This is a genomic window from Hahella sp. HN01 (assembly GCF_018986435.1).
Lineage (GTDB): Bacteria > Pseudomonadota > Gammaproteobacteria > Pseudomonadales > Oleiphilaceae > Hahella.
Genome location: NZ_JAHMIN010000020.1, coordinates 75,666 through 100,710 on the forward strand (window position 1 = coordinate 75,666; position 25,045 = coordinate 100,710).

Annotated in this window: 23 protein-coding genes; 11 read left to right on the plus strand and 12 right to left on the minus strand. The window is 51.9% G+C overall.

What is annotated here, in order from left to right:
* Window positions 1-160: 160 nt before the first annotated feature.
* The 3 genes from KP814_RS19360 to KP814_RS19370 all read left to right on the plus strand — a co-directional run bounded on the left by KP814_RS19360 (window position 161) and on the right by KP814_RS19370 (window position 4,405).
* Complete coding sequence (locus KP814_RS19360) at window positions 161-1,210, plus strand: spermidine/putrescine ABC transporter substrate-binding protein (protein WP_216738305.1); 1,050 nt, start codon at window positions 161-163, stop codon at window positions 1,208-1,210.
* Window positions 1,207-3,669, plus strand: coding sequence for a bifunctional diguanylate cyclase/phosphodiesterase (locus KP814_RS19365; protein WP_216738306.1), 2,463 nt, complete (start codon window positions 1,207-1,209; stop codon window positions 3,667-3,669). The genes KP814_RS19360 and KP814_RS19365 overlap by 4 nt, the downstream gene beginning before the upstream one ends.
* 178 nt (window positions 3,670-3,847) lie before the next feature.
* Window positions 3,848-4,405 carry a TIGR00730 family Rossman fold protein gene (locus tag KP814_RS19370; protein ID WP_216738307.1) on the plus strand — a complete coding sequence of 186 codons (558 nt, stop codon included), beginning with the start codon at window positions 3,848-3,850 and terminating at the stop codon, window positions 4,403-4,405.
* Between the two features lie 25 nt (window positions 4,406-4,430).
* Here the strand turns inward: KP814_RS19370 and KP814_RS19375 are convergent, their stop codons facing one another.
* From KP814_RS19375 to KP814_RS19390, 4 genes are all read right to left on the minus strand, one after another.
* Window positions 4,431-5,318, minus strand: a complete 888-nt coding sequence (locus KP814_RS19375; protein ID WP_216738308.1) for a DMT family transporter — start codon at window positions 5,316-5,318, stop codon at window positions 4,431-4,433.
* Window positions 5,319-5,423: 105 nt separating this feature from the next.
* Complete coding sequence (locus KP814_RS19380) at window positions 5,424-6,155, minus strand: AraC family transcriptional regulator (RefSeq protein WP_216738309.1); 732 nt, start codon at window positions 6,153-6,155, stop codon at window positions 5,424-5,426.
* A gap of 154 nt (window positions 6,156-6,309) precedes the next feature.
* Complete coding sequence (locus KP814_RS19385; RefSeq protein ID WP_216738310.1) at window positions 6,310-6,717, minus strand: hypothetical protein; 408 nt, start codon at window positions 6,715-6,717, stop codon at window positions 6,310-6,312.
* A gap of 93 nt (window positions 6,718-6,810) precedes the next feature.
* Window positions 6,811-8,706, minus strand: a complete 1,896-nt coding sequence (locus tag KP814_RS19390; protein WP_216738311.1) for an ATP-dependent helicase — start codon at window positions 8,704-8,706, stop codon at window positions 6,811-6,813.
* A 226-nt stretch (window positions 8,707-8,932) separates the two neighbouring features.
* On the opposite strand from KP814_RS19390, the gene KP814_RS19395 reads away from it, so the two are divergent.
* Window positions 8,933-9,823, plus strand: coding sequence for a LysR family transcriptional regulator (locus tag KP814_RS19395; protein ID WP_216738312.1), 891 nt, complete (start codon window positions 8,933-8,935; stop codon window positions 9,821-9,823).
* Between the two features lie 113 nt (window positions 9,824-9,936).
* Window positions 9,937-10,338, plus strand: coding sequence for a RidA family protein (locus KP814_RS19400; RefSeq protein WP_216738313.1), 402 nt, complete (start codon window positions 9,937-9,939; stop codon window positions 10,336-10,338).
* A gap of 64 nt (window positions 10,339-10,402) precedes the next feature.
* Here KP814_RS19400 and KP814_RS19405 read toward each other — a convergent pair whose 3' ends face one another.
* Window positions 10,403-11,359: a tripartite tricarboxylate transporter substrate binding protein gene (locus tag KP814_RS19405; RefSeq protein WP_216738314.1), complete on the minus strand. Its 957-nt coding sequence runs from the start codon at window positions 11,357-11,359 to the stop codon at window positions 10,403-10,405.
* A gap of 425 nt (window positions 11,360-11,784) precedes the next feature.
* On the opposite strand from KP814_RS19405, the gene KP814_RS19410 reads away from it, so the two are divergent.
* A complete protein-coding gene (locus tag KP814_RS19410) occupies window positions 11,785-14,721 on the plus strand; it encodes an EAL domain-containing protein (RefSeq protein ID WP_216738315.1) in 2,937 nt (978 codons plus the stop codon).
* A 28-nt stretch (window positions 14,722-14,749) separates the two neighbouring features.
* Here KP814_RS19410 and KP814_RS19415 read toward each other — a convergent pair whose 3' ends face one another.
* Together KP814_RS19415 and KP814_RS19420 are read right to left on the minus strand one after the other, a co-directional pair.
* Window positions 14,750-16,039: a hypothetical protein gene (locus KP814_RS19415; RefSeq protein WP_216738316.1), complete on the minus strand. Its 1,290-nt coding sequence runs from the start codon at window positions 16,037-16,039 to the stop codon at window positions 14,750-14,752.
* Between the two features lie 139 nt (window positions 16,040-16,178).
* On the minus strand, window positions 16,179-17,087 hold the full coding sequence (locus KP814_RS19420) for an Fpg/Nei family DNA glycosylase (RefSeq protein ID WP_216738317.1): 909 nt from the start codon (window positions 17,085-17,087) through the stop codon (window positions 16,179-16,181).
* 437 nt (window positions 17,088-17,524) lie between these two features.
* Here KP814_RS19420 and KP814_RS19425 point away from each other — a divergent pair, with 437 nt between their 5' ends.
* Together KP814_RS19425 and KP814_RS19430 are read left to right on the plus strand one after the other, a co-directional pair.
* Complete coding sequence (locus KP814_RS19425; protein ID WP_216738318.1) at window positions 17,525-17,818, plus strand: hypothetical protein; 294 nt, start codon at window positions 17,525-17,527, stop codon at window positions 17,816-17,818.
* Between the two features lie 224 nt (window positions 17,819-18,042).
* Window positions 18,043-18,321, plus strand: a complete 279-nt coding sequence (locus tag KP814_RS19430; protein ID WP_216738319.1) for a hypothetical protein — start codon at window positions 18,043-18,045, stop codon at window positions 18,319-18,321.
* On the opposite strand, the gene KP814_RS33450 is transcribed toward KP814_RS19430, so the two are convergent.
* From KP814_RS33450 to KP814_RS19440, 3 genes are all read right to left on the minus strand, one after another.
* The gene (locus KP814_RS33450; RefSeq protein WP_371824071.1) at window positions 18,284-18,493 is read right to left on the minus strand and encodes a hypothetical protein; all 210 of its coding nucleotides are present in this window, start codon (window positions 18,491-18,493) and stop codon (window positions 18,284-18,286) included. The genes KP814_RS19430 and KP814_RS33450 overlap by 38 nt on opposite strands.
* A 170-nt stretch (window positions 18,494-18,663) precedes the next feature.
* Window positions 18,664-19,254: an imm11 family protein gene (locus KP814_RS19435; protein ID WP_216738320.1), complete on the minus strand. Its 591-nt coding sequence runs from the start codon at window positions 19,252-19,254 to the stop codon at window positions 18,664-18,666.
* A 337-nt stretch (window positions 19,255-19,591) separates the two neighbouring features.
* Window positions 19,592-20,029: an N-acetyltransferase gene (locus KP814_RS19440; RefSeq protein ID WP_216738321.1), complete on the minus strand. Its 438-nt coding sequence runs from the start codon at window positions 20,027-20,029 to the stop codon at window positions 19,592-19,594.
* A gap of 657 nt (window positions 20,030-20,686) precedes the next feature.
* Here KP814_RS19440 and KP814_RS19445 point away from each other — a divergent pair.
* The 3 genes from KP814_RS19445 to KP814_RS19455 all read left to right on the plus strand — a co-directional run bounded on the left by KP814_RS19445 (window position 20,687) and on the right by KP814_RS19455 (window position 23,408).
* On the plus strand, window positions 20,687-21,856 hold the full coding sequence (locus tag KP814_RS19445) for a cellulase family glycosylhydrolase (RefSeq protein WP_216738322.1): 1,170 nt from the start codon (window positions 20,687-20,689) through the stop codon (window positions 21,854-21,856).
* A 745-nt stretch (window positions 21,857-22,601) separates the two neighbouring features.
* Window positions 22,602-23,030 (plus strand): hypothetical protein, encoded by a 429-nt coding sequence (locus KP814_RS19450; protein WP_216738323.1) that lies wholly within the window; start codon window positions 22,602-22,604, stop codon window positions 23,028-23,030.
* Window positions 23,031-23,093: 63 nt separating this feature from the next.
* Entirely contained in the window at window positions 23,094-23,408 is a 315-nt protein-coding gene (locus KP814_RS19455) for a hypothetical protein (protein ID WP_216738324.1), read from the plus strand.
* 307 nt (window positions 23,409-23,715) lie between these two features.
* On the opposite strand, the gene KP814_RS19460 is transcribed toward KP814_RS19455, so the two are convergent.
* Window positions 23,716-24,171 (minus strand): hypothetical protein, encoded by a 456-nt coding sequence (locus tag KP814_RS19460; RefSeq protein ID WP_216738325.1) that lies wholly within the window; start codon window positions 24,169-24,171, stop codon window positions 23,716-23,718.
* Window positions 24,171-24,842 (minus strand): hypothetical protein, encoded by a 672-nt coding sequence (locus tag KP814_RS19465; RefSeq protein ID WP_216738326.1) that lies wholly within the window; start codon window positions 24,840-24,842, stop codon window positions 24,171-24,173. The genes KP814_RS19460 and KP814_RS19465 overlap by 1 nt, the downstream gene beginning before the upstream one ends.
* Between the last annotated feature and the right edge of the window lie 203 nt (window positions 24,843-25,045).

Below are 25,045 nucleotides of genomic sequence, written 5' to 3' on the forward strand. Positions count from 1 at the left end.
CTGACAAGTTACGGATGCATCGCCTGAAAGCTGTCCGGCCAGCCGGACATCCAAATTTATGCGCCGCAGATTTTGCACGAATTTACAGGAGCCCCCCTAACGTCCTCGTGCGCTTGCTTTAAACTGATGCAGCCTGTTTGTGCGGGGAGGCGTGTGTCTGATGAAACGGTCTATGGTTGCGCTTTTTTTCTTCAGTGTGCTGTCGCTGTTCAGTTTCGTCAGTCACGCGGACGCTGTTTTGCACATTTTCACCTGGGAAGACTATCTGGACCCGGAGGTTGTCGCCGAGTTCGAGAAAACCCACCATATCAAGCTGAAGTTCAGCTATTTCCAGAACGAAGAGAAGCGCGATCGTGTCATGGCTACGCGCAACGGCCAGGGTTTTGACCTGATTCTGATGGACGGTCTGACGGCGGAAGCTTATATCAAGCTGGGCTGGGCCGCGCCGTTAAGCGAAAACGAAGTCCCCAATCTCAAATTCAATAATGATCTGTGGCGCAGCCATCAACCGGCGTTGGTGGGTTATGTCGCTCCCTATGCCTGGGGCACGCAAGGCGTCGCCTATCGCTCTGATCTGGTGCGGCCGATCTCCCGTTTCATGCAGTTGTTTCGTCCGGCGGATGAGCTGAAAGGCAAGATTGTGATGACGCCGCAAGCCACGGAAATGCTGCCTATCGCCCTGCAAACCCTGGGCTACGACATGTATGACGAATCTCCCCAGGCGCTGACCCTGGCGGCGGAGCTGATCTCCGCCCAGAAGCCCCATGTGCTGACCTATCGTTCGCTCAAGACCAACGGCGAATCGCTCCTGGTGACCGGGGAAGCGGTGGCCGCCGTGGCCTACAGCGGTGATGCGCTGATGTTGAAACAGTTCAACCCGAACATTGAATACCGACTGCCGGAAGAGGGCGGTATTGTCTGGTTCGATTACTTTATCGTCAGCCGTTACGCCTCCGACCCGGAAGCCGCCTATACGTTTTTGAATTTTATCAGCGAACCCCGCAACGCCGCCCGCAATTGTGAATTCACCTATTCCGCCACCTATAATGAAGAAGCATTGAAAATTTTGCCGGAGGAACTGCTGGCCAATCAGACCGTATTTCCCGCCATCAATCCCAGGATGGGAACCCATAAAGCGCCAAGCACGCTATACAAGCGGCGCATGATGAGCATCTGGCACAATCTCGGCTTCGAACAGATTCTGCAATGAAGTTACGCGCGCGGTTGATCATTACGCTGGTAGTGGCGACATTCACCTGCTTTTTGAGCCTGGCGACCGCGCTGTATGTGGAGCTAACCGCGTTTTGGGAAGGCCGCAGCCGTCATTTGCTGGATGAATCCGCCTCCCTGGCGGCGGCCAATGTGAATGGCTCGGTGGAGCATACCCTGGCCAATATGCGCCTGTTGGTTTCTGAGGATGTGCTGGATCGATATTTGTCCATGGGGGAAGAGCGTTACACCCTCATGTATGACCTTTCCGCCAAGGCGTTGAGCCGTTACGCCACGCTGTTCCCCGAGTATCTGGAGATCGTCCTGCTGTTGCCTGACGGCGTCGAGGACATCCGCATCGCCGACGATATCCGCTCCCCGGAAGCGGAGCCGGCCGGGGAAAGTCTGTTTCAGCAGGCGTTGCAAGACCCCTACAACACCTACTATGACTTCATCAATCAGGAACGCTTCGACGGACCCCACCTGACGTTTTACCGCGCGTTATACACGATTGACCGCTCCCTGGGCGCCTACGAAAACAACAAGGTAGTGAAAGGCGTGCTCAAATTCACCGTGGACATGAACTGGTTAATGCGGCATGACCCCGGAAGCGATGCGGCGGAAGTGGACGCCACCTTTATCGCCAGCCGGGGGCGGGGCGTGATATACGCCTCGGGCCTGTCCCAAACGCAGGCGCGCGGGCTGTCGAATATTCCTGGCGCAGGCGTGGATGGGCCGAGCCAATACATGGCGCGGATGATGGGAGAAGATTATCTGGTGGATTCGCGTCCCCTGCTCGGGGATTGGCGTCTTTATAATGCGATGCCGTTTTCGGAGGCGCGCAGCGAGTTTCATCGGTTGCTGTTCACCGCCATCGTGGTGCTGGTGGTGGTGTTCGTCCTGCTGGGTTGGTTTATTTACGTGCAGATGGATCGCATGATCGTGCGACCGGTGAAAGAACTGGCCAAGGCCACCTATCACATTCTCCATGCGCCGGACAAAGCCAAGTCGCTACGCCTGCAAAGCGGCGAAATAGGGCGTCTGCAGCAGGCGTTTCTGGAGATGGAAGGACAGATCCGTCAGTACACGCGGGAGCTGAAAACCCAGGCTTACACCGACAGCCTGACCGGTTTGCCCAACCGCCACGCCATGGCGCATATGCTGGCGCTGTTGATGCGGCGCAATGAAGAACGCGATCAATCGCTGGCGCTGCTGTTTATCGACCTGGACGGCTTCAAGCAGATCAATGACGTCTACGGTCATCAAGTGGGGGACAGCTTGCTGACCGCAGTGACCGGTCGTCTCTCTTCAGTATTGCGTCCCTCCGATGTGATTTATCAGATTTCGGAAGAAGAGGCGTTGGAGGATACGGATGAGGAGCGCAATATTCTGTTCCGCCTTGGCGGCGACGAATTCACTATTATCGTTCCCAACATCGGCGCCCGTAAGAACGCTGCGGCGGTGGCGCAACGGGTGCTGGACCAGCTGAGGCCCCCGTTCAAAGTGGAAGGGCAGGAAACCTTTATCGGCGCCAGCATCGGCATCGCAATGTGCCCGGACGACGCCGACAGCGTCAATGATCTGATCAAATATGCGGACACCGCCATGTACTCCGCCAAGGCTCACGGCAAGATGCGTTTTGAGTTTTTCTCGCCGCAGTTGGAGCACAGCGAGCAGGCCCGTCTGGCGATGGATAACCTGATCAGCAAAGCCCTGGATAAGGATGAGTTCACGATCTGCTTCCAGCCGATCATTGATCTGCGCACCCGTCATCTCTCTGGATTTGAAGCGCTGGCGCGCCTGTATTCGGAGCAGTACGGCTGGATCAGTCCGCTGGATTTTGTGCCGGCGGCGGAGAAGCGCGGGATGATTGATCACATCACTTTACTGGTGGCTTCACACGCCTGCGCGTTCGTTAAATCCCTGGAAGCGAAGTATCAGTTGCAACCGAGCGTTTCCCTGAATATCACCGCCGGGCAGCTGGTGACGGGGGAGGTCTTCAACAAGATCAATCAGCTGCTGGTTGATTCCGGCATGTCCCGCAACATCTTTGAGTTTGAGGTGACGGAAAGCGCGTTGTTCGAAGATCGCAAAGGCTGCGCGATGACCCTGGACAAGCTGCGCAACCAGGGCTTCCGGGTGTCTCTGGACAACTTTGGCGTGGGCTATTCCTCCCTCAGCCATCTGAAAAAATTCTCTTTCAACACGCTGAAAATTGACCGCTCGTTCCTGCGCGACCTGCATGACGACGAAGCCGGGCAGGCCATCCTTTCCAGCATTATCGCGATGGCCAGGAAAATGGACATGGCGGTGGTGGCGGAAGGCATTGAAACGATTCAGCAACTGGAAGTAGTGGAAAGCCTGGGCATTCATCTGGCGCAGGGCTATCTGTTTTCACCGCCGTTGCCGGCGGAAGCTGCACTGGCCCTGTATGAGCAGGACTCCGCCATTCGCTATTGAGACCTGGTCGTCGACCTTGTCCGCCCCGTTGGATTTTCGCCTTCATATTGACTGTTCGTTAGTCACTGCGCGCTTGTGCATTTCGGGCCTTCTACGCCGTTGTCTTAATAGCATGAGGCGCCTATCGGCGTTATAGTGTGGGCGCTTGGCTGTCGATCTGATTTATAAGGGGAAAGTGGTGAGAATAGCAGTATTTTGCGGCTCCAGTATGGGAGCCAGAGAGGAATACCAAGACGCCGCCAAAGCGCTTGGGGAAGAGCTGGCGCGACGGAATATCGAACTGGTGTATGGCGGCGGCCATGTGGGCCTGATGGGCGTGATCGCTGATGCGGTGCTGGCGGCGGGCGGCAAGGTGACCGGCGTCATCCCTGTGGCGCTGAAAGAAAAGGAAATCGAGCATACCGGTTTGACCGAGCTGTTCGTGGTGGCGGATATGCACGAGCGCAAAGCGAAAATGGCGGAGCTGTCAGACGCGTTTATCGCCATGCCCGGCGGCGCCGGAACCCTGGAGGAAATCTTCGAGGTCTGGACCTGGAGCCAGTTGGGTTATCACAGCAAGCCAAGCTGTTTTTATAACGCCTTTGGCTACTACGACAAACTGCTCGACTTTATCCGCCACATGCAGGACGAACGCTTCCTGAGTCAGGGCTATATCGACGCCCTGATCATCAAAGAAAACCCGGCGCAGTTGCTCGACGCGATACTGTCTTATCAGGCGCCTCCCGGAAAATGGTGACGCCCTGGGCGTGGGCAGTCCGCGCCTAAGTCTGCGGGGCCGGCTTGCGCAGCAGCGCCGGTCCCAGGGACGCCAGCAAGGCGCCGCCGACAATCAGACCGCACCCGAGCAACACCGTTACCGTGAATTCCGCTTCGCCGAAGGCGATCAACAATAGCGTGGAAATCAGCGGCGCGGCGTATGACAAGACCCCCAATAGCTGAATATCGCCGCGTTTGACGCCATAGTCCCAGGTAAAGAACGCAATCCCCACCGGGCCCAGCCCCAATCCAATCACACCGAGCCATTGTCCGCCGCTCAGCGGCCAGACAGTTTCTTCCAGCACACCATGGCACAACGCCGCCAGCACTGACACGCCCAGACAATACAACCCCACTGCGTCAGAGGGGACCTCCGCCAGAGTGCGGGACAACACTGAATACAGCGACCAGATCAGGGCGCAGAGCAGCGCGGCTCCGTAGCCGCTCAAGTAACGCACATCAAAGCCTGCGCCGGGGCGCCATAACAACGCCCAGCAGCCCGCCAGCGTCAGCAGTCCACCCAGCCACAGGGTTTTTCCCGCAGACTCTTTCAGCAACACCGCAGAAAAACAGACGATCAGCAGCGGCCAGAGATAGGCGATCAGACTGGCTTCCACCGCTGGCGCCTGATTCAAGGCGATGAAGTAAAACAGGTGATAACCGAAAAGCCCGCCCACACCCAATAACCAGGCGCGCGCAGGCTGGCGCAACAGGCGCAACAGACTGCCTCCCTGCGCCACGGTTTTACCCAGCATCAGTAAGGCGGCGATGCAAAATGTCATCGCCAATAACTGAAAGGGAGGAACGCCTGCGCTCCAGCGCGTGAACAGCGCCAGTGCGCCCCATAAGACGACGGCGGTGAATCCTATGGACGTAGCGGCTTGTCGGTTCATGACGTTTCTTTTTTCCGTTGTATGAGGTTTTTCGTTGTATAAGAGAAAAGGTTCGGAAACGTCAGCTTAGCGTTTTACCGCGGGGGAAAATTCGTCGCTGCGGCGCTAGTTTTTCTCGCGCGGGCGGAAATGCTTGGGGGATTTACCGAAGTGGCGTCTGAAACGGTCACTGAACGCGGCCTGATTCTGAAAACCGGTATCGAGCGCTATCCGTTGTATGCTGAGCTGGCTGTTTTCCAACAGCGCCAGGGCCAGTCGCATACGTTTGTCCCGCAGATAATCCATCGGCGTCATGCCGAATGCGTTTTTGAATAGATCAGAAAGGTGGCGACGGCTCAGGTTCGCCGCGCTGGCGACTTGATCGAGGGTGATCGTGTCGCCCAAGTGTGCGTCCAGAAAGTCGCGGGCGGCGAGCAGACGCTTGTCCAGATTCAACGCCGCGCCGTAGCGCTCTCGAAGCAACTGCAACAATAAGCCGAGTATGCGCTCGCGGGATGCTTCGCCCAGGTGTCCGTGACCCAGCTCCATCGCGATAAAGTGAACGTAGGAGCGCAATCCTGGGTCCAGTTCGATGAATGCCGGTAGACGTCCCAGCGCAGGCTCCATGGACACCGGCAGATCCGCCACTACAAAGCGGTTATCCTCGCCGCCGGCGAATGCGTGATCCCGTCCAGCTTCGATCACCGCCGCAGTGCGCCGGTCCACCATCGCCCCCTGGCCCGCCACATCCAGCTCCAGGCGACCGCTGAGCGGCAGCACCAGCTGGTGATAATCATGGCTATGGCATTGCGTTTCCGGCGAATAACGCCGCAGGTCCAAAGCGATGGGCGTCGACATGGCGCGTTTCTCTGTAACAGCTAATGGATAATTTGGATCTCTGCGAAAGCATCAGTGTATCCCCCGGACGGCGAAAGTTCGATGGGGGAGCGCTATGTTTAGGTGTACGTATGCGTTTAAAGTGCGAATGCCTGAAGAATAGAAAATAGCCCCTCTATGATAACGGCCATGAACTGTAAGCCGAATCTATGATTTGCAGGCCTGATTCTGCGCCTTCAAGTAATGACTCAGGCAGCTGGGAAGAAATGTCAGTTCTTGCTTGAAGATAGTCTAAACCGGGACCAAAAAAGCATGTGTTTTCTATTGAGAGTAATTCAAAAATAATCTGGGGCAGGAGTTCATGCTGCATGGGTCTTAAAAAAACTATCCCGGAAATGGCGTCGCGGGATTCACCGAATAAGTATGCACTTTCACAGATTTCGCCAACCTTCGAGACAAACTCAAAGTCGCCATCGTCTTCGATAATCTCACCATAATTTTTTAGTACGGCATTTATTTCTTCAAACGGAATGACGCCGGCCTCACCGTTTTTGAATTTCTGAAAAAAAATTTCGTATGACATAGTTATTCCTGAATTTAACGAAAATATGCCGCCAGCGGCGTGCTTACTTGCGGGCGTTGTCCGCCTGATTAATAGCGCGTTGACCCAGCACTTCTAGACGCGCCTGAGTTCCGCAATATAGGGCGAAGGCTGCAGAGGTAACCCACGTTCGTTATATTGCGGGCAGGAGATATGCAGTCTGCTTTTGGCCCGTGTCAGCGCCACGTAGAAAACCCGGCGTTCCTCCTCCCTGTTTTCCTCTCTCTCTTTATGCTCGGACTGGGTCGCATTGATCAGGAATACCGTATCGAATTCAGCGCCTTTTGAGGCATGAATAGTCATGAGATGAATCTTATCCGACTCGGTTTTATCGCTGTTTATTTTCAGCAGTTCCTCGGCGCTTTGTTCCAGAGGGACGCCTTTCTTCAAGCCGTCCAACAACTGCTGAATCACCACTTTGGCGGGCAGGCTCTCCATGCCCTCCCGGCTGAAATAAGTGTGGCGCAGCAGTATTTCCCATAACTGCTCTTCCGCTTGCGACGGCGGACAGTGATTCAGCTTTTTGATCAGGCGCACGTCGCGAATGATGTCCGTCGCCTTTTCGCCGAGGCTGCCATCGGCGTCGGAAATAAACTGCAGATATTTGAAGATCGCTTCGTCTTTATATTTGCCGGATTTCTTGTGTCGCCATTGCAGATTAATCCGGCTGTTATTGAGGACGTACTCCAGGTACTTCTCCTCCAACGGACTTTCGCTGCTGGAGGGCGCAAGACACAGACTCAAAAGCATACGCGGACCGCGCCGGCGCAGCAGCGGAACGCCTTCATTAACCAAGTAAGGGATGCGGCGGGCGATCAGCGCCTGTTCGATATGCAGACGCTGGCTGTTCTCCCTGTAGAGAACGGCGATCTCATCAGGCGGCGTTCCTGCGTTCAATAGCGTTTGAATACTCGCGGCGACTTCGTTTGACTCGGTCACGACATTGATAGGCGACGCGAACTGCACCGTGCCGTCGCCGCTTCTGTGGGCGCGCATGGCGATGTCTTCCTGCAGGCGATGAGGCATGCTGTCAGCCAGCTTATTACTGAGCTGCACCAGTTTGTTCAAGGACCGGTAGTTGGTGTCCAGCACGCAGACGCTGGGGGATTCGTACGCTTCCAGGAACGCCTGGAAAACCGACGGCTCCGAGCCCCGGAACTGGTAGATGGACTGCTTGGCGTCGCCGACGACGGTGATGGAAACGGAGTTGGAGGCCAACAGGCGTATGGCTTCAAACTGCAGGTAATTGCAGTCCTGAAACTCATCTATGATGAAGTGCTTCAAATGGTATTGCAGCGCGTCTCGCAACTCAGCGTCTTCTTTCAGCACGTGGCAGGCGATATAGAGAATATCGTCCGCATCAATGGCGTTGAGCTTTCTTTTTTCCTCGTCCAGGTTTTTCCACAGCGCAATCATGATGCGATCGATCATGCGTTCACGATTGGTCAGCTCCATCGGCGGCGCATAGTCGTTGGAGCCGAAACCGTTGGCTCTGGCGCGGGACAGACAGGCGAGAACTTCATTGAGAGAGATGCCGTTGCGGGCGACGAAGCGCTGCTGTTCCTCGCCCAGGTTGGACCAGAATGACTCGATGAAGCTTCTGGCCTCATGTTCGCTGATCACCCGCGTTGTCTTGTTGTATCCATATTTCTGCGTGACGGGACGATCGGAACTGGGTTTCAGGATCAACTCAAGGAACAGCTTGTGAAAGGTGCCGATATGGATGATTTTAGCGATGGGGCCAATCAGCTCGCCTAGCCTCGATCGCATCTCATTCGCGGCCTTGTTAGTGAAGGTCACCAGGATAATGGATTTCGGCGGCGCTTTTTCATTCAGGATAAGGTGTGCGGCTTTGTAGGTGACCACGCGGGTCTTGCCTGAGCCGGCGCCAGCCAGAACCAGAGTGGCTCCCTCGGTGGCGCTAACGGCTTTGAACTGTTCTTCATTGAGATAAGACAGTATATCTTTCAAACACTTATCCTTCTTTGACCCAAAGGTGCTTTATCACGGTGCGAACTGCTCTGTGAAAGTTGGGACGAAGCTAAACGATCACAGGGACAAACTCAATTTCAGTTTGCCAGTTCTTGGCGGATTTTCGAGTTATGCGTCGCCAACCCCGCGCCATGCACATACAATCAGGCAGGTATTTCAGATCCGTTGCTCAGGCGACGGCGTCCAGGATTCTGTTGAGGCATGCATGATCGAAAAACTGGAAATCCACCATCTGCGGACATTGGACGCATTGTATCGCTTCGGCAATATCTCCGCTGCAGCGGAGTCCCTCGATCTGTCCCAGCAGGCGATCAGTCAACAGCTGAAAAAACTGCGGGACATTCTGGGCGACCCGTTATTCGTGCGCACTGGCCATGGCATGGCTCCGACTCCTTACGCCAAACTGATCGAGCCGCATATCCAGCAGGTGTTGACCCATCTGCACGCGATTCCGGCGCCGGAGGCGTTTTCTTTGGCCAAGGTGGAAAGAACTTTGGTGATCTCCGCCACGGATTACACCCAGAAAGTGATTGTGACAGGGCTGATCGCGGAATTACGAGAAGCCGCGCCCAGGGTGAAAGTCGTGGTCGCCAATATCGAGAGCGCCAATCTGACCCGGAAAATGCGGCAAGGGGAGATTGATCTGGCGTTCACCTCCCATGGCTATGTGCCGGAAGGTCTGCTGTCCGAGCCATTGTTCACGGAAAGATATCTCTGCGTTTCCGCCGACGCCGGGTTGGCGGGCGAGGGAGAGATTGCTCTGGAGCGGCTGGTGGAGCGCGACTTTATTGTCACCTCGCCAGGAACTGGCGGTTTCGCCGGGTCGGCGGACGCCTGGTTTGAGCAGCAGGGGTTGCGTCGTAACGTGACGATTTCAGCGCCGTCGTTCCACATCGCCCAGGAATATTTGCAGGCGACGGATATGGTGGCCTTTATGCCGTCGCGGCTGCTGCCTTGCGCAGGCTTATTCGAGATTCCTCTCAGCAAATATCCGCCGGGATACGAAGTAGTGGCGGCCTATCATCCCAGCGCCAAGAATGATCCCCTGATCATGTGGGCGCTCGGTACCGTGAAACAGCGCCTTTCCCGCGCCTGATCGTATCGGTCAATCCATTGGCGCTTGTATCGGTTACAACGGCAGCTTGATCGCTCGGTCGCCTCTGAAGCTCTACTCTGACTGCACACTATTAGTCGGTTTTAGAGGTCTTTATGAGCATTAGTAAAGTGAACCCCAGCGCGCTGTATGACGGTTCGCCTTTTGGGCTGTCGCAGGCGGCGGTTGATACGGAGTCAGGATTGGTGTTTGTGTCCGGACAAGTGGACTGGGACGCGGACTACGAACTGAAAAACGATACGATTGAAGCCCAGACAGCGAATGCACTGGAGAACCTGAGCATCGTGCTGAAGGAAGCGGGGTCTTCCGTCGATAACCTGCTGCAAGTGCGCATCTATGTCAGAGGAGAGCTGGCGGATTACATGGCGAAAGTGGCGCCTATTCTCGCCAACTATCTGGGAACCGTACGGCCAGCGCTGACCGGCGTGGGCGTCGCCTCACTGGCGTCGCCGGGCACATTGGTGGAAATCGAAGCGGTGGCGAAGGTCCGTCGCTAAAGAGACATTTCCATCGCTACAGCGCCGACGTTCGTCGGCGCTTGAATAAGCCCGATCGTGAAAATCAGCGCACCTTAACGCCCAGGCTCAGCAACACTTCGCGGATATCTTTTTCCTGATTCTCCAGAAAACGATGCATGGCGTCGCCGCGATGATAAAAGTTGGACCATCCGTATTTGCTTCTTACCTGCTTCCATTGATCGCTTTGCGACAGTTTCTCCAGCATATCGGCGTATTGGGCGATGTCCTGCGCCGGCATGCCGGGGGGGCCGAAGAAGCCGCGCCAGTTGGCGAAAACCAGATCGTAACCCTGTTCCTTCATGGTGGGGATGTCAAAGCCTTCCAGGCGTTCGTCGCTGGTGACGCCGAGCAGGCGCAGTTTGCCTGACTTATAATCGTTGACCACTTCTCCCAGCCCGGTCACCAGGGCGACGCCCACTTCTTTGTACAGCTTCTCCAGGGCGTCGCCGCCGCCGTCGCTGGGCACATAACGCATTTGATCAATGCCGATGCCGGCGGATTTAAGCAGGAGCGCGGCGGTAATGTGGTCCAGGCTTTCCTTGGATGAACCGCCGATAATCGGATTTTTCGCGGCATGGTCCCGAATCAGGTCCGCCAGCTGCGGCACTGATTGAATCGGCGAGTCCGCTTTCACCGCGACCACCTGATACTCCGCAATCACCGTAGCGATGGGCGTGATGTCGCGAAAGTCTTTGTCGATCACCCCGGTCAGACTGCGCAATATCAATGGAGTGGATTGCACCATCAGGGTTTCCGAGTATTTGGGCGCGTTGCGCACCAGATCATCCAGGGCGCGTCCGCCGCCGCCTCCAGACAGGTTGGTGAACTTGACGTCATCCACCAGGCCGATAGTCTGCATCGTTGCGCCGGTTTCGCGGGCGGTAGTGTCCCAACCGCCGCCTTCGCCCCCGGGAATGAGAAAGGCCAGTTCTTTGGCGCCGACGAAGAGAGAAAAACCTAAAAAGAACGTAAGCCAAGACAACCGTTTTAATACGCTCATCGTATATATACCTCTGCTTTATTGTTTTGCGGATCAGGCGGCTTCAAGAGAGAGGGAGTGGCGTTTCGTTTCCATGTGGGAGTTGAATGAAAAAATATCGCCTGAAATTTAACTATAGACCGGACTTTTGTTGCTGTTGGGATAATAATCAAACTGACTGAAACAGTATGAGGGCGATCATGGAAGTAAAATATTCGCCCCACAGGTGAAAAAATGTGTCATAGATATGGAAATCCAACGTGCTCGGGAACATTATCTACTAAGCTTAAAGAGATAATTCCGGTCAACCGTGATTGGGTTGCGTTACAGCAGCTTTTCGGGCGTCGCGTTTCATCCGAAAACAACCGGTGGTAATGCCATAGATGCCGAACTCATCTTCTCCTATTGGCCGTATCCGGACGATATGCTTGCTGGTTCTTTGTCTGATGACGAGAATCTGCGGGGCGGCGGACTCAGAACTTACCCCTGTCGTTGTGCAGTTGAAGTGGCTGCATCAATTCCAATTCGCCGGCTTTTACGCCGCCATCGAAAAAGGTTTCTATCAGAAAGCCGGTTTTGACGTGACCCTGCGCGAGGCGGCGCCGGACATTAATCCTATCGACGAAGTGGTGGAGGGCAGGGCGGACTTCGGCGTCGCCAATTCTGAACTGCTGCTTTACCGCTTGCAGGGCGCGCCGGTTACCGCCGTAGCGGTGATGATCCAGCATTCGCCTCTGGTATTGGTGAGTCTGGCGGAGTCGGAGATACTCAGTCCGCAGGATCTGATCGATAGACGCGTCATGTTTCCCCATGGGCCATACGGCGCCAACACCATTGGCATTCTGCGCAAGGAAGGCGTGCTGCTCTCTCAAATCAAACAGATGCCGTTGTCTTTCAATATCAACGATCTGGTGGAGCATCGCGTGGACGCCATGGTGGGCTACGTGACTGACCTGCCGTATCAGCTGCGTAAACGTCAGATCGCTTACAACATCATGGACCCGCGCAGTTACGGCATCGATTTCTACGGCGACACCCTTTTCACCACCGAAAATCATGCGATGAGCGATACCGAAGAGGTGGCGCGTTTCCGCGAAGCCACGATTGAAGGTTGGCGTTATGCGGTGGACAACCCGGAAGAGATCATTCGTTTGCTGCAAGGTAAATATAACTCCCGCAAAGAATACGATGAGCTTGTGTATGAAGCCCGGGAAACCATTGACCTGATCGTGCCCAAGCTGGTGGAGGTCGGGCATATGAACCCGGGGCGCTGGCGGCATATCGCGGACACCTTCGCCGCGCTGGATATGGCGTCCAGGGATTACAATCTGGAGGGCTTTATCTTCGACTCGGACCGCAATGACGCCAGACTGGTGTTGCATACAGCGCTGTTGATTGGCGGTCTGGTGGTGATCGCCGGGGCGGTGGGCATCTTTTTATTGATGACGTTCAACAACCGGCTTAAAAACCGGGTTGAGTTGCACACCCATCAACTGCGCGAGGCCAATGAGGCGCTGTACGAGCAGACGCAGACCCTGATAGAAAAAGAGCAGGCGCTGTACAAACTGAACCATGCGCTGGAAGCCCGAGTGGAGGAGAGAACGGAGGCGTTGGCGCAGGCCAATCAGGAATTGAAGCTGGAGATTGCGGAGAGGGAGCAGCGCGAGCTGTCTTTGCGTCTTCTGTCCAAAGCGGTGGAGAGCAGTCGCAGCGGCGTCATCATCACCAATGCGGATGGCATTATCGTCTACGTGAATAACGCGTTTCTGGCGATGTCCGGCTACGATCGCATGCAGGTGTTCGACAAACACCTATCCTCACTGGAGGAGCGTGTTTGTTTTCCGCGTCTTGATCAGATCAATTTCCGTGAGTTGCCGGAACCAATGATCCGCGATGAGTTGCACTGTTACGACGCCTCGCGCAATCAGTACTGGGTGCAGATCTCCATTTTCCCCATTTATGAACAGGCGGCGCGCAACTATGGCGTATTTCGTCCCGCGCCGGAAAAAGTCAGCCACTATGTGGTGACCTGTGAAGACATTACCCTGCTGAAAAAGAGCAAGGATGAGATGGAGCAGTTGGCGTTTTACGACCACCTGACGGGACTGGAGAGCCGGCTGCTGTTCAAGCTGCGCCTGGAAAACGCCATTACCCGGGCCGTGCGCGACAAGTCTATGATCGCCCTCATGTTTATCGACATCGATCACTTTAAGGAGATCAACGATAACTACGGCCATGACGCTGGTGACGAAGTGCTGAAAACCGTGGCCGCGCGCATCAAACAGAACGTGCGCAAGAACGATACGGTGGCGCGCATCAGCGGCGATGAGTTTACCGTGATTCTGTCGGATATTAGGGGGCATGCCGACGCCCGGCGTGTGGCGCAGGGCATTCGGCGGACCTTGAACCAGCCGTTCAAGTTCGCCGGAAAAGAATATTTTGTCGGCGCCAGTATCGGCATCAGCATTGCGCCTGACGATGGCGTGGAGCTGGATGAGTTATTGAAGAACGCAGACACCGCCATGTATCAGGCCAAGCGTAATGGCCGCAACGATATCCAGTTTTTCTCTCATTCCATGAATGAGGAAGCCAAGAAGAAGCAGGCGCTGGAAGCGGAAATGATCCAGGGGCTGTCCAAGAAGCAGTTCCGCCTGGACTATCAGCCGGTGATTGACCTGGAAACCAAAAAACTGGTGGGGCTGGAGGCGCTGCTGCGCTGGAATCATCCCAGCCAGGGCATCGTTTATCCCGATCATTTTATTCCCCTGGCGGAAGAGACAGGCCTCATTGTGGAGCTGGGGAAATGGGTGATCAGCGAAGTCATTTCCGCCACCCAGGAGTTGCGCAAGATGGGGTTCGCTGATGTCGGCGTGGCGATTAATGTGTCGGCGCGCCAATTGCGGGATAAAGGACTGATCGCGGATATCGGACGCATTGTCGCCGCCCATCGCAATGAGCCCTGCAATATTCAACTGGAGCTGACGGAATCCACCATTATTGAAGAGCTGGAGCAAAGCAACCGCAGCATCAACGATTTGAATAGGCTTGGCTTTGGTATCACCGTGGATGATTTCGGCGCGGGTTATTCTTCCATGAGCAATCTCAAGCAACTACCCATCGACTGCATCAAGATCGATAAGTCGTTCATTCACAACATGCTGAGGAAAGGCGATGATGCGGAAATCGTAAAAGCGATGATTTCCATGGCGCATAATCTAAAGCTGAAGGTGGTGGCGGTGGGTGTGGAAGACGCCGAACAGGTGAAATTCCTGAAGGAAAACCAATGCTTCCTCGCTCAGGGATTCTATTTCTCCAAAGCTGCCGATCTACATGAAATCATCGGGAAATTCAGCGCCCCCAATGTGGTGAAGCTCACTCCCTGAGCTGGTCTGATCTTCCTTTCTCAAACAATCAGAGCGCTGGGCTGCCCCAGTAATACACGCTGCCGTCATCGCTGCCAGCGAAGACGGCGGTGCCCTCGGCGTTGATGGACATGGGCCAGTTCATTAGCGAGGTGGCGTATTTCCAGTACAACTCGCCGGTTTGCGCGTTAAACAGATAGAAGTTGCCGGGCGTTTCTTCCTGCGGCGAAGAGTTGCTGTCGCTGAAGATGGGCTCGCCGTCGGCGGAGGTCACATACTGCGCGTTGGCGTCCATATTCATGCCTGGGTTGGGGCAATACTCCAGCTGATTGATCCACAGGCGTTGCGGGTAGTATTCCCCGGAATCGCCGGCGTTCTTCAACATATAGGCGAAACCGAAGCCGGGGCTGTCAGAGGCGGCTTTGGTCGCGCCGGAGCCGTCGTAATTGCCGCCGGCGCCGACATAGACCTGTCCGTTGACATTGGCGATAGCCAGGGCGTAAGTCAGTCCCAGAGACTGGTCGGAAGGCGTGTAGGACCAGAGGGGCGTGAGGCCGCTGACAGGGCTGTCCGGGGTGGCGAACAGATAAACGTAGCCGTTCTTGGTGGAAGCGGCGAAGTAGCCTCCGTCAGCGCTGATGACCACGCGCAGAACGCCGGTGGCGGTATGAAAGCGGCCGTATTCCACCAGGGCTCCGCTTTGATTGGCGTAGAGGATAACCAGTCCGGTGGAGCTGACTTCCGCACGTTTCGCCGGTTTACGTCCGCGGGCGAATTCGACGCTCTCCGAATAGCTGTCCAGTTCGCCGCCCACCACCACAATTTCGCCGGTGTTGCAGACGCCGCAACTGCGTAAATAGGATTCGCTGACGTTGGTTTGGGAGTCGCTATAACTTTGTCCGTTGAGAGTCAGCAGCAAGGCGTTGGCGCCTTCCACGGCGATAATGGTGGAGCCGTCGTAACTGATTTCTACTTCATTGATGCGGCTGTCTACGCTGAATTCCTGACGGCTGGAGACGCCGACGCCGACATTGTAAGTGCGCAGAAAGCCGTTGCCGCTGCCGTATTGTCCGCCAGCGGCCGCGTAAGCGCCGTTGCCGGAGACCGCGACCCAGAACACGCCCTGGGTGACGTTGTCGCCCAGTGGATCGCTCCACTGTAGTGACGGCGCGGAGCCGTCGGTGGCGTAGCTGTAAATGGCGAAGTCGCTACTCTCTCCATATTCGGAGGACGTACCGGTGATAAGTTGCGCGCCGTTGGCGGAAATGGCGGTGGTGTTGATTTGCAGTCCGGATGTTGGGGTTAGCGTCCAATTGGGCGCGAGCTGGTCTTGCGGCATACTGAGTCCTTGTTATTGGGTCATTGCCCTGCGGAGACGGGCGAAGCCTGGTTAATGGTGAATCCATGCCGAAAGTTTAGCCGACCGAGAAGTTTTGGCAATGACCCCAACGACCGATTGGCGGCCATGGCGGCTTTATTCAGTGATCGTTTTTGCCGCGAATTTTCTCCAGTTCCTCAACGCTTCTTGGCCAGTCTTTTTTCAACAGACGGGACAACGCCCGATCCGCCAGTAAGCGTCCTTCTGTCTGGCAGTCAGGGCAATAGTTGGTCTCGTTGGTCGCATAGCGAATGCGTTGTACGGCTCCGCCACAGACCGGGCAGGGAAGGTTGTAACGACCATGCACCGCCATGTCTTCGCGAAAGGCGGTGACTTTTTCTGGAAAGGCGTCGCCATACTGGTCGCGCAAACGCTGCGTCCAGGTGGTCAAACTAGTGCGGCACGCCTGATACAGCCGCTCTATCTCTTCTGGACTCAGCTTTTGAGTTTGCGCGATGGGAGACAGTCTGGCCGCATGCAGAATTTCATCGGAATAAGCGTTGCCGACGCCGCTGAAAATATGCGGATCAGTCAGCGCTCTTTTTAATGTGTGGTTATTGCGGGTCAACGCCTGTTGGAACGCGGCAAGATCCGACTCCAATATCTCCAGACCGCCCGGATTGATCTGCGCCAAGCCTGCTTCCTCTCTGACAAGATGCAGCGACGCGCGTTTCTTCGTTCCCGCTTCCGTCAAAAACAAAACGCCATTAGGGAACTGCAAGCTGATCAACGCATTTTTTCCCGGCGCTTTCTTACCCGCCTCGCGCCAATGCAACCGCCCCGCGATCATCAGGTGAAACACCATCCAGACATCATTATCAAAGCCAATGGCGATACGCTTACCAATCCGCCGCAACTGCGTCACCTTCCCGCCAACCACCGCCTCCAAAGACGGCTCCGCCGTCCGCAACAGAAAATAACTATGCAACTCCACCGACTCCAACACCTGGCCAAGAATACGCCGCTCCAACGCATCGATATAGACAGTAATGTCAGGATATTCAGGCATCACGCATCCTCCTGTTTGTTAGGGGGATTATATGTGTAATCTATATAACTTGTTGAAAGACGCGTTCGACTTTCTTGGGGAAACATTCAGAGGGCCGGGCACTAGGGGGAATCTCCCTTCGTTTCTTGCTTGAGGTTTTATTAAAGCGGCAGGAAATTGCTTGAAATACGATCTTAGGGAAATACTCTGTAGCAGATAATTCCCGGAAACCATGGCATTGTGGGTATTGCAGCGAATTTGAGATATTGAGTGCCATTTCCAGCTCTCATGGCAAAAAAATAGGCTCAATTACTCACCATATAGTGCGATTTGCCTGACTTCGACACTATGTGGCCTTATCAGTATGAGCTAAAGCAATCCCCAGAGTTGTAGGGCTATGATTGGCTATAATCGACTAATGTGCCGATGAGTCCTAATCTGAATGCAAGCTTGAAACTATGCTAAAACCGCTGCTTACAGCCAATATCGCTTTTGTCGTTTCTTATAATGTAGCCTTTGGGGCGGTGAATATGGGCGGCGCTTCAGTGGCTATGGCCTACATTCCTGCAGCAGTAGTTGTTTTTTTCGTTTCTCTTTATGATCTTTACTCTACCCATAAATCTGGGAAGGCATACTTTTTTTCTGCCGTCTTTGAAAGAAGACAAAGGCCCTTCCGTTATTGGCTTTATTTTCTACTAATAATCGTATTTCTTTGTATCTCCATACGGACGATTGTTGTTTTAACTAGATAACCTCTGGAATATCAGACGATTGAGTAATATAAGCAGGAGAAACCTTCCTATGATTCATTCTTCTGTGCCGATTTATTCCCGGAGGGCCATTCTTGATAATCACTGCTTTCTCATTACCATGGTTTGGCAGGGGCGCATGAGTTTCTTGAAAGGGAAACCACGAGGCTATGGGAATATGGATGTGAAGCGGAAAAGTTCAGGCTGAAATATTGATGGAGAGTCTCATGTTTGAAGATATTCAGTGGACTGTAGGTGATACCCCGAAAGAGCAGGGAGTGTATATCATTGCGGTTGAAACATACGGGATGGCTACAATATCTGCGTCATACTGGAACCCCGTTGATGGGTGGGACAGTGTATCCGAAGGTGACAAGATCAAAGGATTTATTCCCTTGAATGAAGTAGCGAAAAAGCTCCCATACTTTTGGAAATCGGATGACGAACCGCCTTTGACGGAAGAGCAAATCAAAAGAGCCAAGGCACGCGGTTTCCGGATTGATTAACTGGCTCTTCGGTTGGAGAAAAGTCACGAAGCATTACTCCTGCCTTTAAGTAATAGTGGCAATCCCGCCAGATCCTTTGCAGTAACACCCAGGTAAGCTCTATAAAATCGCGGGTATCGTCAGAAGGAAAAGGCGGGTTTCCTGTTGCTGGATTGGAGTAGCACGGTTCAATTTACCGATTTGATATGACAGGTGGGACGAGTCCGCTTCAATGAGTCGTGAAGACAGGTGGCGGCTTGAGCTGCAGCGCCGGCAACAACAGGTATGAGGTGGAAAAGTAGGTTCAGCATCCGTGCGTCTTGTCATCCATTTAATGGGAAAATGGGTATGGCCAGATTGTTATTAATCGAAAGAGCTTGAGCTATTCCAATCGCTTGCCTTGAAGAATCGGCATCCTTTGGGCGAAATGGAAAGAATGGCGTCTTTAACCTTCTGGTGAACAAGGAAGATAGCCGCCTTTTCATCTAACTCGAAAACCAGTCGTTTATCTTCCTCGATATCCTTGAGGACGCTCTCATCCAAGACCATCTGGTCGATTGAAAAAATTCGTGTGCCAGCTTTGTTGGTCCGGATAACTGATTTGGTCTTATCAAGGCATGCAATCCTGTTCCAGATATGTACTAAGCAGTATTTCTTAACTGGCTCGTCAAAGTCTTTTGGGTTGCGCACTAGGGCCGGTACAAGCTCCACCCCGTAGATGTTTAATCCTGCTAGAATCTCTGCAAGAGGTTCTGACACCACTGGACTGGGTAGGGCGTGATAGTCGACCCATTTGAAACTAGCGGAAATGGGCTCACCCAAAGCTAGATGGACGGGAGCCGGGGAGTTAACCGCCTTTCCACCTCCATAGGGGCCGCTTTCCTGGTCCCAGGAAAACAAAGGGTAGTCGTCGTTGTTTTCCCGTTCGATGACATAATATTCGTCTTGTAGCATCTCTTACGTTCCTATTTCTGGCTGCTGCAACACTCTCAGCAATGGAGTGGCGCCGTCAAATCAGGGCAGAAAAGCTTCTCACAGCTCGCATAGGAATTGTTGCTATCAAATCGCGTGAAAAGTCATCTGTTGAGTATATGGGCAACGCCATACGCCACGCCTGACACTTCAATCTCAGGCGCATCTAGGGACATGTGGCGCGATCAAGCTAGGGGGCAATCCCATGAGGGTTAAAAAGCACTTAAAGAAGAAGGTTTGTGTGATCTAATACATCGGAAGTATGAGTAATAACATGGCCTTATTTTAAGTGCTGTGGCTGAGCTTAATCGATTACGGTCTATAAGTCTTCATAGATGTAGTGATTGTTGGTGTCTTCCGAATAATCCAGCTTAAAACCATTTTTGATGTAAAAATTATTGGCAGGGCTCTTTTCTATCGTGGCTAGTCGCACAGGAAGCATCTTATCTTTAGCTTCTCGAATGATGTTGTTCAGGATATTTGTCCCAATGCCCATCGACTGGTATTTAGGATCAATATATAAGTGAACTAGCCAAATGTGGTCGGGCATGTTTTTAGTGCTATATAAGCCAACAACTTCACTTTTTACCAGTATTTTTGTAAAGCAAAACTCATCATAATATTCCAGAAATTGCCGATTTAAATTTTCTGGATTGAAACGGTTTATAGTTGTTAAGCTTTCTTTGAGTGATCTCACATAGAGAGCGGCTAGTTTTTCTTTATCATGAGTCGTTGCGCTCTCTTCTGAATAATCCATCCGATACCTGTCTTAGTTACTTAATTGATCTGTTATATTCTATAGTTGCCGATCTTATCATAAAATGGCTGTTCGACCTCTGAAGATTATACTCTCAAGCGCAGGCGCTCTACTTTTTTAACGTCGATAACGTCATCCTTTGGAATCCTCATCATATAGTATTTATGTGATGGCGAAAATTTCATCAACAAGGTATGTGTAATGGCGAAAAATCTATTATTCCTGGTGGGCTGTCTAGTGGCGGCGGCTCGGCTTGGGGGATCTTTCAGGTATTAGGACAATACACTTTTGTTGCGATGCTTGTGATAACAATCGTCGGCCTTCTTGCAAAGGCTGGAAAGCCTAAATTTGGAAAAAATAGCGACAAATAAACGGTTGGGCTTGATAGAGTAAAGTCATAAAGCATTTCCAACCGTAGTCATTCCGCCAGATCCTCTTCTGTAATCCTCTGACAAGCATTCACGACTTGATAAAGATGACATTGTGTTTCAATTATTCTTCCTGTTTTCATTTATTGCTGACAGTTAATAAAAATGAGTAGATCCTGGTGAATTTTCGCCAAGAAGCAGCAGAAATACCGATATTTAAATAGGGAGAATTCTTCTATCTTTCGCTCTTTATTGTCGCCCTATTTTAGAAACATGGAGATTTTAATTGGTGCTTCGACGCGTTGTATTTGTTTCACTCATTCTATTTTCCTGTGTCATCAAAGCTGAAACGGCGAATTTCTGGGACTCCCCGCAGCATGGCGCAAACAGCTTTAACCGGCTTCCACCGACTCAGGAATACTTTGACGCTCTCGCTGCCTATGGTGCGACCTGGGTTAGGTTGGCATATGACAAGTGGCCTTCTGAAGGTCGGGACTTTCTGATCGGCGATGCGGATCATTACCAGTCCCTGAACAGCACCGATCTGGCGCAACTGAAGCAGGTGCTGGACCGGGCGCACAAGGCGAATCTGAAAGTGGTCATTGCTCCATTGTCTTTGCCCAATATGCGCTGGTCGCAGAACAATAATGATGTTTTTGATGACCGGATCTGGTCGGACAAAAATAATTGGAACGACGCCAGTCGCTTCTGGAAAGATCTCGCGACAGCCTTGAAAGGGCACCCGGCCATTGCAGCTTTCAACCTCGTCAACGAACCTGCCCCGGAACGTAATAGCGACCTGAAAGAGCATGCCGATTCTGACGCAATGGTGCAGTGGTATAAGAAGAGTCGGGGAAGCTCCCGTGACCTGCGCTTGTTCTATCAATCATTGGTCAAAACGATACGACAGGTTGATCCGAACGTAACGGTGATGCTGGATGCCGGCTGGTACGCTGCTGCGGATGCTTTTTCCTACTGGCCATCCGGGCTCGAAGATTCAAACATTCTTTATTCCTTCCATATGTATGAGCCCTATGACTTTACCAGCTCTCCCAACATTAATAGAGAAGACCGCTATGTGTATCCAGGCGATATTCCATTTGGGGAGAAAACGTCGCATTGGGGCCCGCAGCAACTAGCCGCTTATATTTCACAACCCATTAACTGGGCGAAAAAGTCGGGAGTCCCGATAAATCGGATGGTGATGGGAGAGTTTGGCTGCGCCAGAACGATTCCCGGTTGTGGCGAATATCTGAAGGATGTTCTTGAAGCCGCTGACAGCCTTAATCTGCATTGGGCTTTCTATGCGTTTCGGGAGGACAGCTGGGATCAGATGGATTACGAACTCGGAACGAAGAAGGTGAACTGGAAATACTGGGACGCCATGGAGAAGGGTGAACCCGATCCTATAAAGCGCGAATCCAGCGCGCTCTTTGACATCATTCGCAAGCGTCTATAGAACACCCTCCGCCTACAAGCGCCTGAAGGAATCTGCATGCTTCAGTTTCCTACAGGCGCCTCCAGAACTTCGTTGTATTTTCCAACATGGGGTCATAGAGGTCGTTATTCTGAATCGCTTTCGCCACAAGACCTCTATCCGCTCTAAACTCAGTGAATACCTCGGCCAAACGACTTCACGGCTTTTCGTGAATAAAGCCGTGAATGTCTGGCCGGCCGTACGCTGGATTCAGTAGCCTGGAGAAGGTATCTTTAGCGCCTTGAAATCAAAAGGCGCGTATGCGCGATATATAAACGTTATGTGGCGGGAGTCACCTTGAACTTTCTTAGTATTCTTAAATATTCGTTGATTCTCTTTGTAGTGGGTGTCTCAATGTCCGCGGCTTACACAGTGCTTTGGGGGGAGGATTTGGCAAGCCAGTCTTCGTTGGACTTTTTATTCTATCAATATCTACCGATAAATTTGGTGTGTTTGCTGGTGCTTTCCTACTACGCTAAAGTCCAAGTTCGCTATACGATTTTTCATTTGATAGCGGCAGTTTCGATAAGTGACCTACTTGGCGTTATCATTACGTCCATATTAATGGGGGAGTGGTTTGTTTCTCCATTATGGGTTATCGACTTTCCAGTTACAGTGATAACAATTGGTGTTGCAATGATTATTGGTCGGAGTTTGAGGGAGGAGCCAATAGCCTCGTATAAAGTCAATGCACAAAACTGATGACGTTTCGGTTGATTGAAGAGTTATGAGTAAAATCATTCAAAGAGCGATTTTAGTTCAATGTATTATTTTTTCTCCGCTGGCGGCAGCCTACGAAGTTAGCGATCTAGTAGGAACATGGCAATCAAACGAAGAGATGACGCTGCGTAGCATGGAGGCCGCACCTGGAATTCCGGAAAAAACTCGTGCGTTCTTTAGAAGTGGATTTTTCGGGAAATTGATAGTGGTATCCAGGGAAAACGAATCTATAGCGTATTTTGTTGACGAAAAGCCAGAAAATCTTGAATTCATTCCTCACGTAATTCATAAGGTTTCTGATAAGCAATTTAGTATGGAATACCCAGGAGAAGGCGCACCTGAGCATTCAATTCGAATTATTACCCTGGATGGTGATTGTTACTCAATCAAGGATGGTAAGTGGGAATTCTATGAGTACTTTTGCCGGGTCGAGTAAAACCCTGGATAAGCCAATGAGTTTTGCGACTCCACCGTTGAGCCAGACGTGATGCGCCTTCCAATGGAAACTATCATCCTATCTGTAGTAGCTTTGTTTCTCTATACAGGGTTGTATTGGTATACCTGTTTACGCACCAATAAAAAGTCCGAATCAAAATGGTTTTTCTTCGGCAGCATTTTCTGCATATCCATTCTCGGTATCGGCATGTGGCTAAGTATGTTTTGGGTTTTGTTCTTGGCTGCTATTATTTTGCTCTTTGCAGCCTATTTCGGTTCAAGCTCAAAATATGCACATGGTTCGGTGTTAAAAAACGGTATCTTCGGCGGCTTCTGGCTCATGATTCCAATCTACGCGCAATTAGCATCAAAGATCTAACAAAGTAGTCAAGTACACTTCGTCTTTTTTGCTAAGTGGGACGCACAAAGTCGAGTTATATCTGCGCTTCTTTCAGGGCGTTAACTTTGTTGTTGAGTTGGATGTTCTTGCTAGGGAACATCTGGAAAACTACCTGCGGCCGCCATTACGGCGTCAAAAGTCGGCTCAAAATGCTCATTTATTCACGATAAACTGCGCTTTTTCGCCGACTTTTTCCTTGCACTGGCGGCCTCGCCAACGTTTTTCAGAGGCTCCCTAGATGATCGAGAATAACGTGCGAATATTTGCCCGCTATTTAAGAGTATTATTAATACTCTATAACTGGTTTTCTTGTCGCTTCTAATACTTCTTCCTTTGTAAAAGAAATAACATTGCTCGTGTAGTCTGGAGTCAGCATTGGGTCGTACCTAAGCTGGAAGTCTATGCGGTCAAAATCAGTGTTTTCTAATGACATTAAACCTTTGTGAAAGCTCATATAGTGACGGTCGCCACCGTCTAATATGCCATTCGAAAATTCAATTTCGTCGTCGTCTTTTATTACAGATGCTCTGAATTGATTGAGAAAATCTTCTATGTCTATAGGTGTGTCAGAGTCAAACTTCAATGCCAGATATGTACCTGTAAATAGATACGGGTCACCTTCGGAATACTCTTTTGTGCTCATGACTTCTACTGGGAACAGTTTGGCGTTACTTAAATGAAGCTTTTCAGTGGCGCAACCTAACAAGAAGGTGGAGAGAGAAAGCAGTAAAAGTAGTCTCATTATCTTATTCCTATAGCTTTAGGATTTAATGGTGCGTTTGCCATTTCTGCTCTTGCTTTTTTGTACATATGCATAGCATCCGCATGAGTTATATTCATTTCTATATTATGGGCTCCGTTCTCACTGCCTAATTGGCCTCCAACATTAGCTATATAGTCACTGCTGTTTGTGTCTTCTCCTGCTTGGCCAACCCAGCTAGTTAAGGCGCTCACAGCATTTCCGATTACTGGGACAGCGCCAATAGTGTTATCCATAATTGACTGTTTACAGTAGACATTGACCCACTTTCCAGCAATGACTTTGCTAAATGGAAACATCGAGACCGGGTCTAAAGTAATTAGTTCGTCGACTGGAATACTTGCGTGAAATAGATCTTGTGTGAGATCCATTACTGCTTGTCCGCCCCAACTGTGGCCAGTCAGCCTAATGCTTTTAAAGGCTCCTGAACGCCAATTCCCTTTTATCATAGAAAGTACTAGGTCTTGATCCTCGTGACCATAATAATAGCAGGTGATACCTGAAGAGGAGCCTTCACGATAATCCCTTACGTCTCCCATAATTCCTGTTGCTCTAGTCACATTTGTAATCCAATCACCTTTGTCACCCCCACCACCTATAAAAAACTCTACTTTAGGGAAGGCTCCTAGTGCTACTCCAGATTTTGGAATCATACATACTCCTGGAAATTGTGGTTACCCGTGACTTTAACTAAACAAAGTAAGCAAAACTCATTGCTGGCTATAAGCTTTCTGCGTTGACGAGGCTGTGCTACTAAATGTGGGGAATTCAGAACTTTGAAAATAATCATCCTTGGTTAAACTTCTTTTTGAGGTTGTAAAGTGAGAGCCCTGTTAGAGGCAGTGATTAGTGTGCT

Excerpts from the sequence above, each read along its gene's own strand:
- KP814_RS19360 (WP_216738305.1), top strand. The coding sequence starts at position 161 with ATGAAACGGTCTATGGTTGCGCTTTTTTTCTTCAGTGTGCTGTCGCTG.
- KP814_RS19365 (WP_216738306.1), top strand. The coding sequence starts at position 1,207 with ATGAAGTTACGCGCGCGGTTGATCATTACGCTGGTAGTGGCGACATTC.
- KP814_RS19375 (WP_216738308.1), bottom strand. The coding sequence starts at position 5,318 with ATGAACCGACAAGCCGCTACGTCCATAGGATTCACCGCCGTCGTCTTA.
- KP814_RS19380 (WP_216738309.1), bottom strand. The coding sequence starts at position 6,155 with ATGTCGACGCCCATCGCTTTGGACCTGCGGCGTTATTCGCCGGAAACG.
- KP814_RS19385 (WP_216738310.1), bottom strand. The coding sequence starts at position 6,717 with ATGTCATACGAAATTTTTTTTCAGAAATTCAAAAACGGTGAGGCCGGC.
- KP814_RS19395 (WP_216738312.1), top strand. The coding sequence starts at position 8,933 with ATGATCGAAAAACTGGAAATCCACCATCTGCGGACATTGGACGCATTG.
- KP814_RS19400 (WP_216738313.1), top strand. The coding sequence starts at position 9,937 with ATGAGCATTAGTAAAGTGAACCCCAGCGCGCTGTATGACGGTTCGCCT.
- KP814_RS19405 (WP_216738314.1), bottom strand. The coding sequence starts at position 11,359 with ATGAGCGTATTAAAACGGTTGTCTTGGCTTACGTTCTTTTTAGGTTTT.
- KP814_RS19410 (WP_216738315.1), top strand. The coding sequence starts at position 11,785 with ATGACGAGAATCTGCGGGGCGGCGGACTCAGAACTTACCCCTGTCGTT.
- KP814_RS19415 (WP_216738316.1), bottom strand. The coding sequence starts at position 16,039 with ATGCCGCAAGACCAGCTCGCGCCCAATTGGACGCTAACCCCAACATCC.
- KP814_RS19420 (WP_216738317.1), bottom strand. The coding sequence starts at position 17,087 with ATGCCTGAATATCCTGACATTACTGTCTATATCGATGCGTTGGAGCGG.
- KP814_RS19425 (WP_216738318.1), top strand. The coding sequence starts at position 17,525 with ATGCTAAAACCGCTGCTTACAGCCAATATCGCTTTTGTCGTTTCTTAT.
- KP814_RS19430 (WP_216738319.1), top strand. The coding sequence starts at position 18,043 with ATGTTTGAAGATATTCAGTGGACTGTAGGTGATACCCCGAAAGAGCAG.
- KP814_RS19435 (WP_216738320.1), bottom strand. The coding sequence starts at position 19,254 with ATGCTACAAGACGAATATTATGTCATCGAACGGGAAAACAACGACGAC.
- KP814_RS19440 (WP_216738321.1), bottom strand. The coding sequence starts at position 20,029 with ATGGATTATTCAGAAGAGAGCGCAACGACTCATGATAAAGAAAAACTA.
- KP814_RS19450 (WP_216738323.1), top strand. The coding sequence starts at position 22,602 with ATGAGTAAAATCATTCAAAGAGCGATTTTAGTTCAATGTATTATTTTT.
- KP814_RS19455 (WP_216738324.1), top strand. The coding sequence starts at position 23,094 with ATGGAAACTATCATCCTATCTGTAGTAGCTTTGTTTCTCTATACAGGG.
- KP814_RS19460 (WP_216738325.1), bottom strand. The coding sequence starts at position 24,171 with ATGAGACTACTTTTACTGCTTTCTCTCTCCACCTTCTTGTTAGGTTGC.
- KP814_RS19465 (WP_216738326.1), bottom strand. The coding sequence starts at position 24,842 with ATGATTCCAAAATCTGGAGTAGCACTAGGAGCCTTCCCTAAAGTAGAG.